Origin of the sequence: Cronobacter sp. EKM101R, from assembly GCF_963888145.1 — a bacterium.
Taxonomy (GTDB): domain Bacteria; phylum Pseudomonadota; class Gammaproteobacteria; order Enterobacterales; family Enterobacteriaceae; genus Cronobacter; species Cronobacter turicensis.
Window position 1 is genome coordinate 155970 of record NZ_CAWPHW010000012.1, and the last position, 15652, is coordinate 171621.

A 15652-nucleotide genomic window follows, 5' to 3' on the forward strand; every position below is an offset into this window, starting at 1 on the left:
TCGCAAAAGGCGAAAACGTAAATCAATATTGTAGGCACAGCCTGTTTATCAGGTTCTTGCGCAAAAACAGGGTTTAACAGATCCGGGGTAAAGGTTCGCTATGCGGCAGATCAAGCGTGCGCTTGACGCCATAAATTCCGGCGAGACGCACCCCTTTTTGCGCCACCACCTCACCAATCATAGTCGCATCCTGCCCAAGCGGATGCGCGCGCAGCGCCGCCAGCGCGTGTTGCGCCGCCTCGCGCGCCACGCCTATCACCAGTTTTCCCTCGTTAGCGAAATTCAGCGCATCCAGACCGAGCAGCTCGCAGACGCCGCGCACGGCGGGTTTCAGCGGCAACGCACGCTCCTGTAACTCAATGCCGCAGCCCGCGCTTGCCGCGAACTCATGCACCACGGCGTTGACCCCGCCACGAGTGGCGTCGCGCAGGGCTTTCACGCCCGGTACGGCGCGCAACTGCTGAATCAGCGGCGAGAGCAGGGCGCAGTCGCTCGCCAGTTCTCCTTCAAGCCCCAGCTGTTCACGCAGGTTAAGGATAGTCGCGCCGTGATCGCCAAGGGTGCCGGAGACCAGCAGCACGTCGCCGGGCGCCAGTTGCCGCGCGCCCCAGTGAATATCAGCGGGGATAGCCCCAAGCCCGGCGGTATTGATAAAGAGTTTATCCGCCGCGCCGCGCGGCACCACTTTGGTGTCGCCGGTGACTATCTGGATGCCTGCCGCGCGCGCCGTCGCGGCCATGCTGTGGGCCACTTTTTCAAGCGTCGCCATCTCCAGACCCTCTTCAAGAATAAAGCCGCAGGAGAGCCAGCGCGGCACGGCGCCGCTTACCGCGACGTCATTGGCCGTGCCGCAAATCGCGAGCTTGCCGATGTCGCCGCCGGGAAAGAACAGCGGGTCGATAACATAGCTGTCGGTGGAAAACGCCAGCCGGTCGCCGCTTGCCGTCAATTCGGCAAGCGGCAGGCGCGCCTGATCTTCCTGCTCCGCCAGCCACGGATTTTCAAATGCCTGCATAAACAGGCGGTCGATCAACTGCTGCATCGCCTGGCCGCCGCTGCCGTGGGCGAGAGTAATAGTGTTCATGCGTCGCACTCCTCTGAACGATACTGATACCAGGCGGCGCAGGCTCCTTCGGAGGAGACCATCAGCGCGCCGAAGGCGTTTTGCGGGTTACAGCGGGCGCCGAAGAGCGGGCACTGGGCCGGTTTACAGCGGCCTGTCAGCACTTCGCCGCAGCGGGCGTCGGGGGAATCGTTGACCTGCTGCGGCGCGGGCGCGAAATGCGCCTCGGCGTCAAAGGCGCGAAACGCCGGGCGAAGCCGCACGCCGGAGTGGCGGATCACTCCCAGCCCGCGCCATTCGCTGTCGCCCTCGACGTGAAACACCGTGTCGATCGCCTGCTGCGCCGCCGGGTTGCCCGCGTCCGGCACCACGCGGCGGTACTGGTTTTCCACGCGGCTTTCTCCGGCGATGCGCTGCTCGACCAGCATCAGCACGCCCTGTAACAGATCCAGCGGCTCGAAACCGGCCACTACCAGCGGGCGCGCGAAACGCCCGGCGATGAAATCATACGGGTCGGTGCCTATCACCATGCTGACATGCCCTGGCGCCAGAAACGCGTCAATCTGGTTATCCGGCTGCTCCAGCAGGCTTTGCAGCGTCGGGATAAGCGTAATGTGCTGGCAGAAAAAGTAAAAATTACGCACGCCGCGCGCTTTCGCCTGAATAAGCGTGAGCGCCGTGGCGGGCATGGTGGTTTCAAAGCCTAAGCCGAAAAACACCACGTCTCGCTCTGGCTGCTGTTCGGCGATTTTCAGCGCGTCCATCGGCGAATAGACGATACGCACGTCCGCGCCTTCGGCTCTCGCCTGGAGCAGCGAGCCGTTTTTGCCCGGCACGCGCATGGCGTCGCCGAAGGTGCAGAAGATTACGCCGGGGCGGCGGGCGATTTCGGTGGCGTTGTCGATGCGTCCCATCGGCAGTACGCAGACCGGGCAGCCGGGGCCGTGGATAAACTCGATGTTCTCCGGCAGCAGGCGGTCGAGGCCGAATTTAAAAATGGCGTGGGTGTGGCCGCCGCACACTTCCATAATGCGCAGCGGTTTCTGCGCCGTGTGGCTTAAGCGCGGCGCGCGCTCGCACAGCCGGTCCATCAGGCGCAGCACCCGTTCCGGGTTGCGGTATTCATCGACATAACGCATCAGCGGTTCTCCTCGCCATACAACAGCGCGCCGACATCCGGCTCGACCTCAAACATCGATTGCAGCGCCTCCAGCGTGTCACGCGCCTCGCGCTCGTTAATCAGGCTCATGGCGAAACCGACATGCACCAGTACCCACTGGCCGAGGCGTGGCTGGCCGTTATCATCATGCGTGCCTACCAGCGTTAAATCGACGTCGCGCCGCACGCCGCACACCTCGACGCGGGCGAGATTATCGGTGAGCAGTTCGCAGACCTGCCCCGGAATGCCTATGCACATCGCTGTTCCTCCAGCCAGGCGAGCCACGCGTTCATGCCGTCGCCGCGCGTGGCGGAGACCAGCAGGATAGTGATGTTCGGGTTGACCTGGCGCGCGTATGCCATGCATTGCTCGACATCGAAGTTCAGGTACGGCAGCAGATCGATTTTATTGAGTAACATGAGAGAGGCGGCGGCGAACATATGCGGGTACTTAAGCGGCTTATCTTCGCCCTCGGTCACGGAGAGCACCGCCACTTTGTGACGCTCGCCAAGATCAAACCCCGCCGGGCAGACCAGGTTGCCGACGTTTTCAATAAACAGCACGCCGTTATCGGCAAGCGGCAGGCGCGCCATCGCGTCCTGAACCATCTGCGCGTCGAGATGACACCCTTTGCCGGTATTGACCTGTATCGCCGGGGTGCCGGTGGCGCGAATGCGCTCGGCGTCGTTCACCGTCTGCTGATCGCCTTCGATAACGGCGCAGGGCGTGGTGTCGCGCAGGCGTTTGAGCGTCTCGGTGAGCAGCGTCGTTTTGCCGGAACCGGGGCTGGAGACCAGATTCAGCGCCAGCTGACCGCGCGCGGCGAGCCGCTGGCGGTTGCGCTGCGCAATCTGGTTGTTTTTATCGAGCACATTAATCTCAATCTCCACCATTTTGCGCTGGCTCAGGCCAGGCGCATGGGTGCCCGCTTCGCCGTGGCCGTAATCGAGATCGCCATCAGGCGCTACGTCAGGCGAGAACGCGTTGAGGCTTATTGTGGAGATGGGCGCCACGGCGCGCGGCGCGGCGGCAAAGGGGGCGGCGCGAAATGGCGAATGCGGGTTGCGCTCATCGCCTTCTATATAAAGGTTGCCGTGCTGGCAACCGCAGGTCGTACACATCTTCTACTCCTGTTCTATTTCCAGACGCTTGATTTGCACGCTGTCATCGGCATCGATGCGCAGATCCGCGCTGTGACAATGCGGACAGCGGCGTACCAGCATCGTGAGTAACTCGACATTCCGCTGGCAGTGGGGGCACCAGCACTGCGCCTCCTGCTGGCTTAAATGCAGCGCGCAGCCCTCGGCGCGGGTGTCGCGACACGCCAGATCAAAGCAAAACTCCAGCGCGCTGCGCTCGACGCAGGAGAACGCGCCGATTTCCAGCCACACGCCGGTGACCTTGCGTGCGCCTAGCTGCTGCGCCTGCTGTTCAATAATTTCCACTGCCCGCTGGCAGAGGGTGAGTTCGTGCATAACGCCTCCGGTACGCTTTGCGTTTGCGATGCCATAAGCAATGCAATAACGGTGCCAGCGCGGGAGAAGGGTGGAGGAAGGCTGTCGCGGCGGGTGTCGAGCCTGTCGAAATGACATGTCATGACAGACGGCGTGATGTGACGTTTCAGAATTAATCTTTTAAAAACAGCATTTTAAAAAATGGCATGGTTCCTGCTATAGAGGGTTATCTCTGTTAAATGAGCTAACCACTATGATCCTGTCCGAACTAAGCCAGAAGGCGGAGTTTATCGCCGACCGTCACCGCGCGTTACAGACGCACTGGCACACCTACTGCAATACGCTGGTCCAGGCCATTACGCTGTCGCGTCAGAAGCTGCATCACTCGCTCGGCTGCGAGCCGCAAAACGGGCTGTGCTTCTTTCTGTTTGAGCATTTCGCCATCCGCGTGGAGCAGGCCGAAGGCTTTCACAGCCGCACCATTAACTACCTGATAGCCCGCCGCGACGGCAGCGAAGAGACGCTGCTCGCCACCGCACAGCTTGACGCGAAAGGCATGCTGGACGGCGCGGTGGATATCCGCGACCGCGACCGGGTGCTGGCGCACTACCTCGACAAAATCGGCGCGCTGTACGACGGGTTGTATGACGCCGTCCAGCACGACACGCCGCTGCAGATCAGCGAGATCCTGGCGGCTCGCGACGCGTCGTCACATTAACCGGGCGACGTGTCGCCGACTGTCGAAATCGTCCGTCGTCGTCACTTTTCGTCAAAAATGTCCATCACCTGAGGAACACCTGGTGAACCGTTTTATCATTGCCGACTCCACGCTTTGCATCGGCTGCCACACCTGCGAGGCCGCCTGTTCAGAGACACACCGCCTGCATGGGCTGCAATCCAGGCCGCGCCTGACGGTTATGCGTAACCAAAAAGATTCCGCCCCACAGCTTTGCCACCACTGCGAAGACGCGCCCTGCGCGCAGGTCTGTCCGGTGAACGCCATCACGCGCGAGGCGGGGGCGATTCAGCTTAATGAAAGCCTGTGCGTGAGCTGCAAACTCTGCGGCATCGCCTGTCCGTTCGGCGCGATTGAATTCTCCGGCAGCCGCCCGCTGCATATCCCCGCTAACGTCAACAGCCCGAAAGCGCCCCCCGCGCCGCCTGCGCCTGCGCGCGTCGGCGCGTTTCTCGACTGGACGCCTGGCGTACGCGCGGTTGCGGTGAAGTGCGATCTCTGCCAGTTCGACGCTGACGGCCCGGCCTGCATACGCACTTGTCCGACCGGCGCGCTGAAGCTTGTCGATAACCACGACATCGCCCGCGCCAGCCGCCGTAAACGCGAGCTGACCATTAACGCCGATCTCGGCGACTTATCGCTGCTGCTGCAACCGCGCGGAGGAGAATAATGAACGCGATTTTCTTATATCAGGGCGCGCTGGCGGCCTTTGGCGCCGGGTTTGCGCTCGCGCTGCTGAGCGCCTGGCATAAGCCGCTCAGCGCACGGCTTGCCGGCCTTGGCGGCGCGCTGGGTTGCCTGTGCGCGCTGGCGACGGGCGGCGGGCTGCTGCTCAACGTGAATGACGGGCCGCTTACGACGCATATCGGCTCGCTCGCGGTGCATCTCACCGCCTTTAACGCTATCTGGCTTGCGACACTCGGCCTGCCGGGCTTCTTTATTTGCCTGTTTACGCTTATCACCCCGCGCGACGGGCAGGCGCGCGCCAGCGGGGCGCTTATCAACCTGCTGCTTGGCGCCGCGACGCTCGCGGTTACCGCCCAGAGCCTCGCGACGCTGGTGGCGATGGCGGAAATCATGGCGCTTGCCGCCGTGTTTCTGACCGGCGACAGCGCGGGCGGCAAGCTCTGGTTTGCACTGGGGCGTCTCGGCACGCTGCTGCTGGCGCTCGCCTGCTGGCTGCTGTGGCGACAGTACGGCACGCTCGACATGCTGGCGTTAAGTTCGCTCACTGCCGGGCAGCCGTTTAGCGCCATCACCTGGCTGCTGGGACTGACGGGCTTCGGGCTGCTCGCAGGCGTTATCCCGCTGCACGGCGGCGTGGTGCAGGGCCATGCACAGGCCGCCGCGCCCGCCGCCGCGCTCTTCTCGGCCGTGGTGCTGAAAGTGGGGCTCTACGGCATCCTGGTCTTTTCGCTGATGAACGCCGCGCTGCCGCTCTGGTGCGGCGTGCTGGTGCTGCTGCTCGGCATGGTGACCGCGTTTATCGGCGGGCTTTACGCGCTGCTTGAGCACAACATCCAGCGGCTGCTGGCGTACCACACGCTTGAGAACATCGGCATTATTTTGCTGGGGCTCGGCGCGGGGCTTGTCGGCATTTCGCTTGGCGAGCCTGCGCTGGTGGCGCTCGGCCTGGTGGGCGGGCTTTATCATCTCTTCAACCACAGCCTGTTTAAAACCACGCTGTTTCTCGGCGCGGGCGCGGTCTTTCACCGCACCGGCCTGCGCGATATCGAAAAGCTCGGCGGCATCGGCAAAACCATGCCGCTTATTTCGATCTCCATGCTGGTGGGCCTGATGGCGATGGCCGCGCTGCCGCCGCTGAATGGCTTTGCGGGCGAGTGGGTGATTTATCAGGCGTTCTTTGACCTGGGCGCGCAGCCGCTGTTTATCGCGCGCTTGCTTGGACCGCTGCTGGCGGTGGGGCTCGCGATTACCGGCGCGCTGGCGGTGATGTGTATGGCGAAGGTCTACGGGGTGACGTTCCTCGGCGCGCCGCGCACGCAGGCCGCCGCGCAGGCGACCGACGCGCCCTGGTTCATGCGCTTCTGTGTTGCGATGCTGGCGCTGTGCTGCGTGGCGGGCGGCGTCGCCGCGCCGTGGCTGTTGCCGCTGCTGGGCCGCGCCGTCCCGCTGCCGATCGTCACCTCTGGCACCACCGTGTCGCAGCCGGTGATCACGCTGCTGCTCGCGGGCTCGCTGCTGCTGCCGTTCCTGCTGATGATCCTCTTCAAAGGCGATCGCCTGCCGTCGCGCACGCGCGGCAGCGCCTGGGTTTGCGGCTACGACCACGAACCTGAGATGGTCATTACCGCGCATGGTTTCGCCCGGCCCGTTAAGGCCGCCTTCGCGCCGCTGATTCAGTTGCGCCATATCCTTAATCCGGCGCGCCTGCTGCCGGGCTGGCAGAGCGCCAGCCTGCCAGTACTGTGCCGTCGTCTGGCGGTGGTCGAACTGGCCGTGCTGCTGGTCGTCGTGATTTCACGGGGAGTGTGAGATGCAAAACCTGATTTTCCCTCTTTTACAGGCGCTGGCGCTCTTTGCCTGCGCGCCGCTGCTCTCGGGCGTCACCCGCGTGGCGCGCGCGCGCCTGCATAACCGTCGCGGTCCCGGCGTGTTGCAGGAGTATCGCGATCTGCTGAAACTGCTGGGCCGCCAGAGCGTGGCGCCCGCGGCGTCCGGCTGGGTGTTCCGGTTCACGCCTTACGCCATGCTGGCCGTCATGTTCACCATCGCCGCCGCGCTGCCGGTCGTCACCGTCCGCTCGCCGCTGCCGGGCGCGGGCGATCTCATTACGCTTCTCTACCTCTTCGCTATCGCGCGCTTCTTTTTCGCGATTGCCGGGCTTGATACCGGCAGCCCGTTCACCGGGATCGGCGCAAGCCGCGAGGCGATGCTGGGCGTACTGGTGGAGCCGATTCTGCTGCTCGGCCTGTGGGTCGCGGCGACGGTGGCGGGTTCAACGCACATCAGCCTGATCGCCGCGCGAGTTTATGACTGGCCCGTCGCGCACAGCCTGACGCTGGTGCTGGCGCTCGCCGCCTGCGCCTTCGCCACGTTTATCGAAATGGGCAAGCTGCCGTTCGATCTCGCCGAAGCGGAGCAGGAGTTACAGGAAGGCCCGCTGTCGGAGTACAGCGGCGCGGGCTTTGCGCTGCTGAAATGGGGCATCAGCCTCAAACAACTGGTGGTGCTGCAAATGTTCGTCGGCGTATTTGTGCCCTGGGGCCAGATGCTGACTTTCAGTCTGAGCGGCATGGCGATAGCCCTGGCGTTGGCCGTCGTCAAACTGCTGGTGGGCGTGCTTATCATCGCGCTCTTTGAAAACAGCATGGCGCGTCTGCGCTTTAACGCCGTGTCGCGCGTCACCTGGACCGGTTTCGGCCTGGCCTTTTTAGCTTTCGTCTCCTTGCTGGCGGCGTGATAAGAGAACTGAACAATGTCTGAAGAAAAAACAGGGCAACATTATCTGCGCGCGCTGCATGAGGCGTTTCCCGGCGTGGTGCTCGATGAAGCCTGGCAAACCAAAGACCAGCTGACGGTCACGGTGAAAATCAATTATCTGCCGGAAGTGGTGGAGTTTCTTTACTACCAGCAGGGCGGCTGGCTGTCGGTGCTGTTCGGCAACGACGAGCGCAAGCTCTGCGGCAGCTATGCGGTCTACTACGTGCTCTCGATGGAGCAGGGGGTGAAGTGCTGGATAACGGTGCGGGTCGAGGTGGATGCGAATAAACCGGAGTTCCCGTCCGTGACGCCGCGCGTGCCCGCCGCCGTGTGGGGCGAGCGCGAAGTTCGCGATATGTATGGTTTGGTTCCGGTCGGCCTGCCGGATGAGCGTCGCCTGGTGCTGCCGGATGACTGGCCGGACGACCTGTATCCGCTGCGCAAAGACAGCATGGATTACCGCCAGCGCCCGGCGCCGACCAGTGATAAAGAGACCTACGAATTTATCAACGAACTGGGCGACGCCAAAAATAATGTGGTGCCCATCGGCCCGCTGCATGTCACCTCCGACGAGCCGGGCCACTTCCGGCTGTTCGTGGATGGTGAAAACATCATCGACGCCGACTACCGGCTCTTTTACGTCCACCGCGGCATGGAGAAACTCGCCGAAACCCGCATGGGCTACAACGAAGTGACGTTTCTCTCCGACCGCGTCTGCGGCATCTGCGGCTTTGCCCACAGTACGGCCTATACCACGTCGGTGGAAAACGCGATGGGCATTCAGGTGCCGGAACGCGCGCAGGCGATCCGCGCTATTTTGCTGGAAGTCGAGCGGCTGCACAGCCACCTGCTGAACCTCGGCCTGGCGTGTCACTTTGTCGGCTTCGACTCCGGCTTTATGCAGTTTTTCCGGGTGCGCGAAACGTCCATGAAGATGGCGGAGATCCTGACCGGCGCGCGCAAAACCTACGGCATGAACCTGATTGGCGGCATTCGCCGCGATCTGCTGAAAGATGACATGATCCAGACCCGTCAACTGGCCCAGCAGATGCGCCGGGAGGTGCAGGATCTGGTGAGCATTCTGCTCAGCACGCCGAATATCGAACAGCGCACGGCGGGCATTGGCCGTCTCGACCCGCAGATCGCCCGCGATTTCAGTAACGTGGGACCGATGGTACGCGCGAGCGGCCACGCCCGCGACACCCGCGCCGATCACCCGTTTGTGGGCTACGGGCTGCTGCCGATGGAAGTGCACAGCGAGCAGGGGTGCGACGTGATCTCTCGCCTGAAAGTGCGCATCAACGAGGTGTTCACCGCGCTCAATATGATTGACTTCGGGCTGGATAACCTGCCCGGCGGGCCGCTGCTGGTGGAAGGGTTTACCTATATCCCGAACCGCTTCGCGCTCGGTTTTTCCGAAGCGCCGCGCGGCGATGACATTCACTGGAGCATGACCGGCGACAACCAGAAGCTCTACCGCTGGCGCTGCCGCGCGGCGACTTACGCCAACTGGCCGACGCTGCGCTATATGCTGCGCGGCAATACGGTGTCGGACGCGCCGCTGATTATCGGCAGCCTCGACCCGTGCTACTCCTGCACCGATCGTATGACGGTGGTGGATGTCCGCAAGAAGAAAAGCCAGGTGGTGCCGTACAAAGAGCTGGAGCGCTACAGCATTGAGCGCAAAAACTCGCCGCTGAAATAGACGGCCGCGGTGGGTGCGCTTCGCTTACCCACCCTACGGGATACCGCGCATGTGATCGTAGGGCGGGTAAGCGGCAGCGCACCCGCCGGATAAAACCGTCGCAAAGTGACCCCAGGGCGGGTAAGCGGCAGCGCACCCGTCGGATAAAACCGTCGCAAAGTGACCGTAGGGCGGGTAAGCGGCAGCGCGCCCGCCGGGTAGAACCGTCGCGCAGGCGACAGGAGACAACATGTTTACCTTTATCAAAAAAGCCTTAAAAACCGGCGTGGCGACGCAGCCCTATCCGCTGCAACCGATGCCGGTCGATAAAAATTTTCGCGGCAAGCCGCAGCACAATCCGCAGCAGTGTATCGGCTGCGCGGCCTGCATCAACGCCTGCCCGTCCAATGCCTTAACGGTCGAAACCGACCTTCAGCACGACCGCCTCGACTGGCAGTTCAATCTTGGCCGCTGCATCTTTTGCGGCCGCTGCGAAGAGGTCTGCCCGACGGCCGCCATTCGCCTGACGCCTGAATATGAGCTGGCGGTCTGGCGTAAAGAGGATTTTCTCCAGCAGGCGAGCTTCGCGCTCTGCCGCTGCCGCGTCTGCCAGCAGCCGTTCGCGGTACAAAAAGAGGTGGATTACGCGATAGCGCTGCTGGCGCACAACGGCGATGAACGCGCCGAGCGCCACCGCGCGAGCTTTGAAACCTGTCCTGACTGCAAACGCCAGCAGGGCCTTGCGCCCTCAGAGCTTATCGACCTGACCCGCGAAATGAAGGAGGCGGTGTGATGAACCTGCTTGGCCCACGCGATGACAACAACATTCCTGTGCCCGTGACGGTGGAAGAATCCATCGCGCGCATGAAAACGTCGCTACTGAAAAACATCAAGCGCTCGGCGTATGTCTACCGCGTCGACTGCGGCGGCTGCAACGGCTGCGAAATCGAAATTTTCGCCACGCTCTCGCCGCTCTTTGACGCCGAGCGCTTCGGCATCAAAGTCGTGCCGTCGCCGCGTCACGCCGACATTCTGCTGTTTACCGGCGCGGTGACCCGCGCCATGCGCTCGCCCGCGCTGCGCGCCTGGGAATCCGCGCCCGATCCGAAAATCTGCATCTCTTACGGCGCGTGCGGCAACAGCGGCGGCATTTTTCACGATCTCTACTGCGTCTGGGGCGGCACCGACAAAATCGTTCCGGTGGATGTCTATATCCCCGGCTGCCCGCCGACGCCCGCCGCAACGCTCTACGGCTTTGCGATGGCGCTCGGCCTGCTGGAGCAAAAAATCCACGCCCGCGCGCCTGGCGAAGAGGACAACCAGCCTGCCGCCATTTTGCACCCGGAGATGGTGCAGCCGCTGCGCGTGCGTGTCGATCGCGCCGCGCGCCGCCTGGCGGGATATCGCTACGGGCGTCAGATTGCCGATGACTATCTGCGCCATCTGACGGCAGGCGAGCAGAGCGTGGCGGGCTGGCTGTCGCAGGAGAACGATCCGCGCCTGAGTGAAATCGTCGCGCAGCTTGACGCGGTGGTGGCGCAGGAGCGTATCGGATGAACGAAACCGTGGTGTTCAGCCGCCTCTCGCGCAAGTTCGTCGATGAAAACGACGACACCCCGCCGCAGGCGCAGCAGGTTATCTACTACAGCCTGGCAATAGGCCATCATCTGGGCGTGATCGACTGCCTGAAAGCGTCGCTGGTCTGCCCGTTTGAGGCATACGAGGCGTGGATTGCCACCCTCGCGCCCGGCGAGGCGCAACGCAAAATGCAGGGCGTGCCGCGCTACGGGGAAATCGTTATCGACCAGAATCATGTCTCGCTGCTGGCGCGCGCGTTTGACGAGGCGCTGTCGCGCCAGAATGCGCAGCAGCAGACGTGGAGCCGTGAGTTGCTCGGGCTGTTGCAGGCCATTCAGCGTGAACCGGCGGTCTATGTGATGGTGAGGAGGGATCGTGACTGACGTTTTATTGTGTGTCGGAAACAGCATGATGGGCGACGACGGCGCAGGGCCGCTGCTCGCCGAAAAATTCCGCGCCGCGCCGCAGGGCGATTGGGTGCTGGTGGACGGCGGCAGCGCGCCGGAGAATGATATCGGCGCTATTCGCGAACTGCGCCCGGCGCGGCTGTTGCTGGTGGATGCCACCGAGATGGGGCTTAACCCTGGCGAGATCCGCATTATCGACCCGGAGGATATCGCCGAGATGTTTATGATGACGACCCACAACATGCCGCTGAATTATCTGGTGGATCAGCTGCGCGAGGATGTGGGCGAGGTGATTTTTCTCGGCATCCAGCCCGATATCGTGGGGTTTTATTATCCGATGACCGACCCGGTGAAACGCGCGGTCGACACCGTGTATGACCGTCTGGCGCAGTGGACCGGCCACGGCGGGTTTGCGGCGCTGGCGGTGGAGGAGAGCGTGTAGCCGTCGTCGGGATGGCGGGTGCGCTGCGCTTACCCGCCCTACGTCAAGTGTTACCCCAAAATTGTAGGATGGGTAAGCATCGCGCACCCACCATTTGCGTTTTGGATAAATACCGGGGAAAGGGAAATATACCAGGTCGGTGAATACGTTCCGTTCGCCATAATGCCGCCTTTATATGGGCGCTTTCCTCACGCGAACGTGGAAAGGGGGCTCGCCGCCGCCCCCTTTGCAATCCCGGCTCCCGGCGGAAAATCGCCCCGTTGGGACGATTTTTTTTAGCCGGAGCAAAACCATTCACATTAGCGTTGCTTTTCTTTCAAGAAGGATAAGCGAAGCGCACCCACCTTTAATTTTATCGGGCTCATTCATCACCTCAACCCTTATAAATCAACGCCTCCCGCCTTCAGGAACCTTCCGAAACCGCCTGATATCCACCAGGAATCCTCTGAATAAAAAAAGCGCGGTTCTGCATCGTATACAGTAGAAGCAGTGGAGGGAGAAACTGATGAACAGACAAGATATTTATTCGTTCAAGAACTTTGATTTTCTGGCGAGCAGCTTTGCTCGTATGAACGTAGCAGGACGCCGTATCGATATTGACGCCGTGACCGGCAACATGAGCGAGGCGCAGTCCGCCTGGTTCCGCGAACGTTACAATCACTACCGTAAACATGGGCTGCAACTGACTCTCAGCGTCGCCCACGGTGAAACGGAGCTGTGCGCGTAACGCAGTAAAAAACGTACGACCGACGAAGCGGGTAATCAGACCCGCTTTTTTGTTGCCTGAAACCCGTCACTTTCATCGTCATAAATGTCGATGACACCTCCGGTTAAATACCTCTCAAAAATTAAACCGTTTAAAATCAGTTAATTAAATTCTGGCATGGATCGTGTATTAACGAGTGGGTTCAACCCACAGCCGGAGATCATGATGAACCGCTTCATCATTGCTGATTCAAGTAAATGTATAGGATGCCGCACCTGCGAGGTAGCGTGCGTGGTGTCGCACCAGGAAAACCAGGACTGCGCCGCGCTTACCCCGCAAACCTTTCTGCCGCGCATTCATGTCGTCAAGGGCGTGAATGTTTCTACCGCCACCATGTGCCGCCAGTGTGAAGACGCGCCGTGCGCCAGCGTCTGCCCGAACGGCGCTATCAGCCGCGACGGCGATTTTGTTCACGTCCACCAGCAACGCTGCATCGGCTGCAAAACCTGCGTCGTGGCATGCCCTTACGGCGCGATGGAAGTCGTGGTGCGCCCGGTGGTACGCAACAGCGGCGCGGGCCTCAACGTGCTGGCCGAGAAAGCCGAGGCCAACAAATGCGATCTCTGCCATCACCGCGCCGAAGGCCCGGCCTGCATCGAGGCGTGCCCGACTAACGCCATCGTCTGCATCGATCGTAACCGCCTGGAAGCGCTCAGCGCCGAACGCCGCCGCCGCGCCGCGCTCGATGGCCTCTCATCTCTGGCTTTTTAAGCCGCCGATTTCACTTTTAACAGGTCTGTTACTGATGAAAAAAATCACCAGCGTCTGTCCGTACTGTGGTGCGGGTTGCAAACTCAAGCTCGTCGTGGATAACAACAAAATCGTTCGCGCCGAGGCCGCCGAAGGCGTCACCAACCAGAACCAGCTCTGCCTGAAAGGCTATTACGGCTGGGATTTCCTTAACGATACCCAGCTTCTGACGCCGCGCCTCACCCAGCCCATGATCCGCTACCAGAAAGGCGGCGCGCTTCAGGCGGTCTCCTGGGAAGAGGCGATACGCTACACCGCAGAGCGTCTGTCGGCGATTAAAGAGCAGTACGGCCCGCGCGCTATCATGACCACCGGCTCTTCGCGCGGCACCGGCAATGAAACCAACTACGTGATGCAGAAATTCGCCCGCGCGGTGCTCAACACCAATAACGTCGACTGCTGCGCGCGCGTCTGTCACGGCCCGTCCGTGGCGGGGCTTCAGCAGACGCTGGGCAACGGCGCGATGAGCAACTCCATCGGCGATATTGAAAACTCCAAATGCTTGCTGGTGTTTGGCTATAACTGCGCCGATTCGCACCCGATCGTGGCTCGTCATGTGCTGAAAGCCAAAGAAAACGGCGCGAAGGTGATTGTATGCGATCCGCGCAAAATCGAAACCGCGCGCATCGCCGATCAGCATCTGCAAATCAATAACGGCTGCAACATGGCGCTGGTGAACGCCTTTGGTTATGTGCTGCTTGAAGAAGCGCTGTACGACAAAGAGTATGTGGCGCGCTACACCGAAGGGCTGGAAGCGTACCGCGAGACAGTAAAAGATTACGCGCCGGAAGCGGTCGAGCATCTGACCGGCGTCAGCGCGCAGCAGATCCGCCAGGCGATGCGCACCTTCGCCGCCGCGCCGTCCGCCACCATCATGTGGGGCATGGGCGTGACGCAGTTCGGTCAGGCGGTGGATGTCGTCAAAGGGCTCTCAAGCCTGGCGCTGCTCACCGGCAATCTGGGGCGCGAGCATGTCGGCGTCGGCCCGGTGCGCGGCCAGAATAATGTGCAGGGCGCGTGCGACATGGGCGTGCTGCCAAATCAGTTCCCTGGCTATCAGGATGTCGAAGACGCGGCGGTGCGCGAAAAATTCGCACGCGCCTGGGGGATCGACCCGGCGGTAATGGACGATAAAATCGGCGTGCGCATCACCGAGGTGCCGCACCTGGCGCTCGAAGGCAAAGTCAAAGCCTACTACATCATGGGCGAAGATCCGCTCCAGACCGAAGCCGATCTCGGCCTGGTCCGTCAGGGCTTCGACGCGCTCGATTTCGTGGTGGTGCAGGACATCTTTATGACCAAAACCGCCGAAGTGGCGGACGTTCTGCTACCGGCCACCTCCTGGGGCGAACATGGCGGCGTCTTTACCTGCGCCGACCGCGGCTTCCAGCGCTTCGAGGCGGCGGTGGAACCTAAATACAACGTCAAACGCGACTGGGAGATCATCAGCCTTATCGCCACCGCGATGGGCTACCCGATGCATTACGACAACAACCAGCAGATCTGGGACGAAATGCGTGAGCTCTGCCCGCTCTTTTACGGCGTGACGTATCAGAAAATGGGCGACATGGGACATGTACAGTGGCCATGCCCGACGCTGGATCACCCCGGCACGCCGTATCTCTATGCCGGGAATCATTTCGACACGCCGACCGGCAAAGGCCAGCTTTTCGCCGCCCCGTGGCGCGCCCCGGCGGAACAGCCGGACGCCGACTATCCGCTGGTGCTCTGTACCGTGCGCGAAGTAGGACACTACTCCTGCCGCTCGATGACCGGCAACTGCGCGGCGCTGCAAACGCTCGCCGACGAGCCGGGCCGCGTGCAGATGCACCCGCAGGACGCGGATCGCCTCGGCGTGCGGGACGGCCAGCTGGTGTGGGTTACCTCCCGTCGCGGGCGGGTTATCAGCCGTGCCGATGTCAGCGAGCGCATCAACCCCGGCGCGGTCTACATGACCTACCAGTGGTGGATCGGCGCGTGCAACGAGCTCACCCAGGACAATCTCGACCCGGTTTCCAAAACGCCGGAAACCAAATATTGCGCGGTGAATGTCGAGGCTATTGCCGATCAGCGCGATGCCGAAGCCTATGTCCAGACCACCTATACCAGCATGAAGGCGCGCCTGCGCGACGCCGCTGCGGTATAGCTCAGCCTTGCGCGGGCCTCGCG

Annotated in this window: 17 protein-coding genes; 12 read left to right on the plus strand and 5 right to left on the minus strand. The window is 62.0% G+C overall.

The annotated features are described in order from the left end of the window. Positions 1-73: 73 nt before the first annotated feature. From hypE to hypA, 5 genes are read right to left on the minus strand one after another with little or no spacing between them, the layout of a single operon-like run. Positions 74-1084 (minus strand): hydrogenase expression/formation protein HypE, encoded by a 1011-nt coding sequence (gene hypE / locus AACV31_RS09310; protein ID WP_165153730.1) that lies wholly within the window; start codon positions 1082-1084, stop codon positions 74-76. Next, on the minus strand, positions 1081-2202 hold the full coding sequence (gene hypD / locus AACV31_RS09315) for a hydrogenase formation protein HypD (RefSeq protein WP_165153732.1): 1122 nt from the start codon (positions 2200-2202) through the stop codon (positions 1081-1083). Before hypD ends, hypE begins: the two co-directional genes overlap by 4 nt. Further along, a complete protein-coding gene (locus tag AACV31_RS09320; RefSeq protein ID WP_007760555.1) occupies positions 2202-2480 on the minus strand; it encodes a HypC/HybG/HupF family hydrogenase formation chaperone in 279 nt (92 codons plus the stop codon). Before AACV31_RS09320 ends, hypD begins: the two co-directional genes overlap by 1 nt. Beyond that, positions 2471-3343, minus strand: coding sequence for a hydrogenase nickel incorporation protein HypB (gene hypB / locus AACV31_RS09325; RefSeq protein ID WP_105596608.1), 873 nt, complete (start codon positions 3341-3343; stop codon positions 2471-2473). The genes AACV31_RS09320 and hypB overlap by 10 nt, the downstream gene beginning before the upstream one ends. Positions 3344-3346: 3 nt before the next feature. Continuing rightward, positions 3347-3697: a hydrogenase maturation nickel metallochaperone HypA gene (gene hypA, locus AACV31_RS09330; RefSeq protein ID WP_015741037.1), complete on the minus strand. Its 351-nt coding sequence runs from the start codon at positions 3695-3697 to the stop codon at positions 3347-3349. A gap of 232 nt (positions 3698-3929) precedes the next feature. On the opposite strand from hypA, the gene hycA reads away from it, so the two are divergent. From hycA to fdhF, 12 genes are all read left to right on the plus strand, one after another. Beyond that, positions 3930-4394, plus strand: a complete 465-nt coding sequence (hycA, locus tag AACV31_RS09335; protein ID WP_075197809.1) for a formate hydrogenlyase regulator HycA — start codon at positions 3930-3932, stop codon at positions 4392-4394. Between the two features lie 82 nt (positions 4395-4476). Further along, positions 4477-5082: a 4Fe-4S dicluster domain-containing protein gene (locus AACV31_RS09340; protein ID WP_004385377.1), complete on the plus strand. Its 606-nt coding sequence runs from the start codon at positions 4477-4479 to the stop codon at positions 5080-5082. Next, positions 5082-6908 (plus strand): formate hydrogenlyase subunit 3, encoded by a 1827-nt coding sequence (gene hycC, locus AACV31_RS09345; protein WP_165153734.1) that lies wholly within the window; start codon positions 5082-5084, stop codon positions 6906-6908. Before AACV31_RS09340 ends, hycC begins: the two co-directional genes overlap by 1 nt. A gap of 1 nt (position 6909) precedes the next feature. After that, entirely contained in the window at positions 6910-7836 is a 927-nt protein-coding gene (locus AACV31_RS09350) for a respiratory chain complex I subunit 1 family protein (protein WP_105581982.1), read from the plus strand. A 15-nt stretch (positions 7837-7851) separates the two neighbouring features. After that, a complete protein-coding gene (gene hycE, locus AACV31_RS09355; RefSeq protein WP_105539308.1) occupies positions 7852-9561 on the plus strand; it encodes a formate hydrogenlyase subunit HycE in 1710 nt (569 codons plus the stop codon). A gap of 229 nt (positions 9562-9790) precedes the next feature. Next, positions 9791-10333 (plus strand): formate hydrogenlyase complex iron-sulfur subunit, encoded by a 543-nt coding sequence (locus AACV31_RS09360; protein WP_007760608.1) that lies wholly within the window; start codon positions 9791-9793, stop codon positions 10331-10333. Then, complete coding sequence (locus AACV31_RS09365) at positions 10330-11097, plus strand: NADH-quinone oxidoreductase subunit B family protein (protein ID WP_165153736.1); 768 nt, start codon at positions 10330-10332, stop codon at positions 11095-11097. The genes AACV31_RS09360 and AACV31_RS09365 overlap by 4 nt, the downstream gene beginning before the upstream one ends. Further along, the gene (locus AACV31_RS09370; RefSeq protein WP_165153738.1) at positions 11094-11501 is read left to right on the plus strand and encodes a formate hydrogenlyase maturation HycH family protein; all 408 of its coding nucleotides are present in this window, start codon (positions 11094-11096) and stop codon (positions 11499-11501) included. The genes AACV31_RS09365 and AACV31_RS09370 overlap by 4 nt, the downstream gene beginning before the upstream one ends. Next, complete coding sequence (gene hycI, locus AACV31_RS09375; protein WP_165153740.1) at positions 11494-11967, plus strand: hydrogenase maturation peptidase HycI; 474 nt, start codon at positions 11494-11496, stop codon at positions 11965-11967. Before AACV31_RS09370 ends, hycI begins: the two co-directional genes overlap by 8 nt. A 505-nt stretch (positions 11968-12472) precedes the next feature. Beyond that, positions 12473-12694, plus strand: coding sequence for a cell surface composition regulator GlgS (gene glgS, locus AACV31_RS09380; RefSeq protein WP_007760620.1), 222 nt, complete (start codon positions 12473-12475; stop codon positions 12692-12694). A 204-nt stretch (positions 12695-12898) separates the two neighbouring features. Next, positions 12899-13444: an electron transport protein HydN gene (hydN, locus tag AACV31_RS09385; RefSeq protein WP_007696973.1), complete on the plus strand. Its 546-nt coding sequence runs from the start codon at positions 12899-12901 to the stop codon at positions 13442-13444. A 34-nt stretch (positions 13445-13478) separates the two neighbouring features. Further along, on the plus strand, positions 13479-15629 hold the full coding sequence (gene fdhF, locus AACV31_RS09390; RefSeq protein ID WP_165153742.1) for a formate dehydrogenase subunit alpha: 2151 nt from the start codon (positions 13479-13481) through the stop codon (positions 15627-15629). The last annotated feature ends 23 nt before the right edge of the window (positions 15630-15652 follow it).

Coding starts and splice junctions, on each gene's coding strand:
- hypE (WP_165153730.1), bottom strand. CDS start 1,084: ATGAACACTATTACTCTCGCCCACGGCAGCGGCGGCCAGGCGATGCAG.
- hypD (WP_165153732.1), bottom strand. CDS start 2,202: ATGCGTTATGTCGATGAATACCGCAACCCGGAACGGGTGCTGCGCCTG.
- AACV31_RS09320 (WP_007760555.1), bottom strand. CDS start 2,480: ATGTGCATAGGCATTCCGGGGCAGGTCTGCGAACTGCTCACCGATAAT.
- hypB (WP_105596608.1), bottom strand. CDS start 3,343: ATGTGTACGACCTGCGGTTGCCAGCACGGCAACCTTTATATAGAAGGC.
- hypA (WP_015741037.1), bottom strand. CDS start 3,697: ATGCACGAACTCACCCTCTGCCAGCGGGCAGTGGAAATTATTGAACAG.
- hycA (WP_075197809.1), top strand. CDS start 3,930: ATGATCCTGTCCGAACTAAGCCAGAAGGCGGAGTTTATCGCCGACCGT.
- hycC (WP_165153734.1), top strand. CDS start 5,082: ATGAACGCGATTTTCTTATATCAGGGCGCGCTGGCGGCCTTTGGCGCC.
- AACV31_RS09350 (WP_105581982.1), top strand. CDS start 6,910: ATGCAAAACCTGATTTTCCCTCTTTTACAGGCGCTGGCGCTCTTTGCC.
- hycE (WP_105539308.1), top strand. CDS start 7,852: ATGTCTGAAGAAAAAACAGGGCAACATTATCTGCGCGCGCTGCATGAG.
- AACV31_RS09360 (WP_007760608.1), top strand. CDS start 9,791: ATGTTTACCTTTATCAAAAAAGCCTTAAAAACCGGCGTGGCGACGCAG.
- AACV31_RS09370 (WP_165153738.1), top strand. CDS start 11,094: ATGAACGAAACCGTGGTGTTCAGCCGCCTCTCGCGCAAGTTCGTCGAT.
- glgS (WP_007760620.1), top strand. CDS start 12,473: ATGAACAGACAAGATATTTATTCGTTCAAGAACTTTGATTTTCTGGCG.
- hydN (WP_007696973.1), top strand. CDS start 12,899: ATGAACCGCTTCATCATTGCTGATTCAAGTAAATGTATAGGATGCCGC.
- fdhF (WP_165153742.1), top strand. CDS start 13,479: ATGAAAAAAATCACCAGCGTCTGTCCGTACTGTGGTGCGGGTTGCAAA.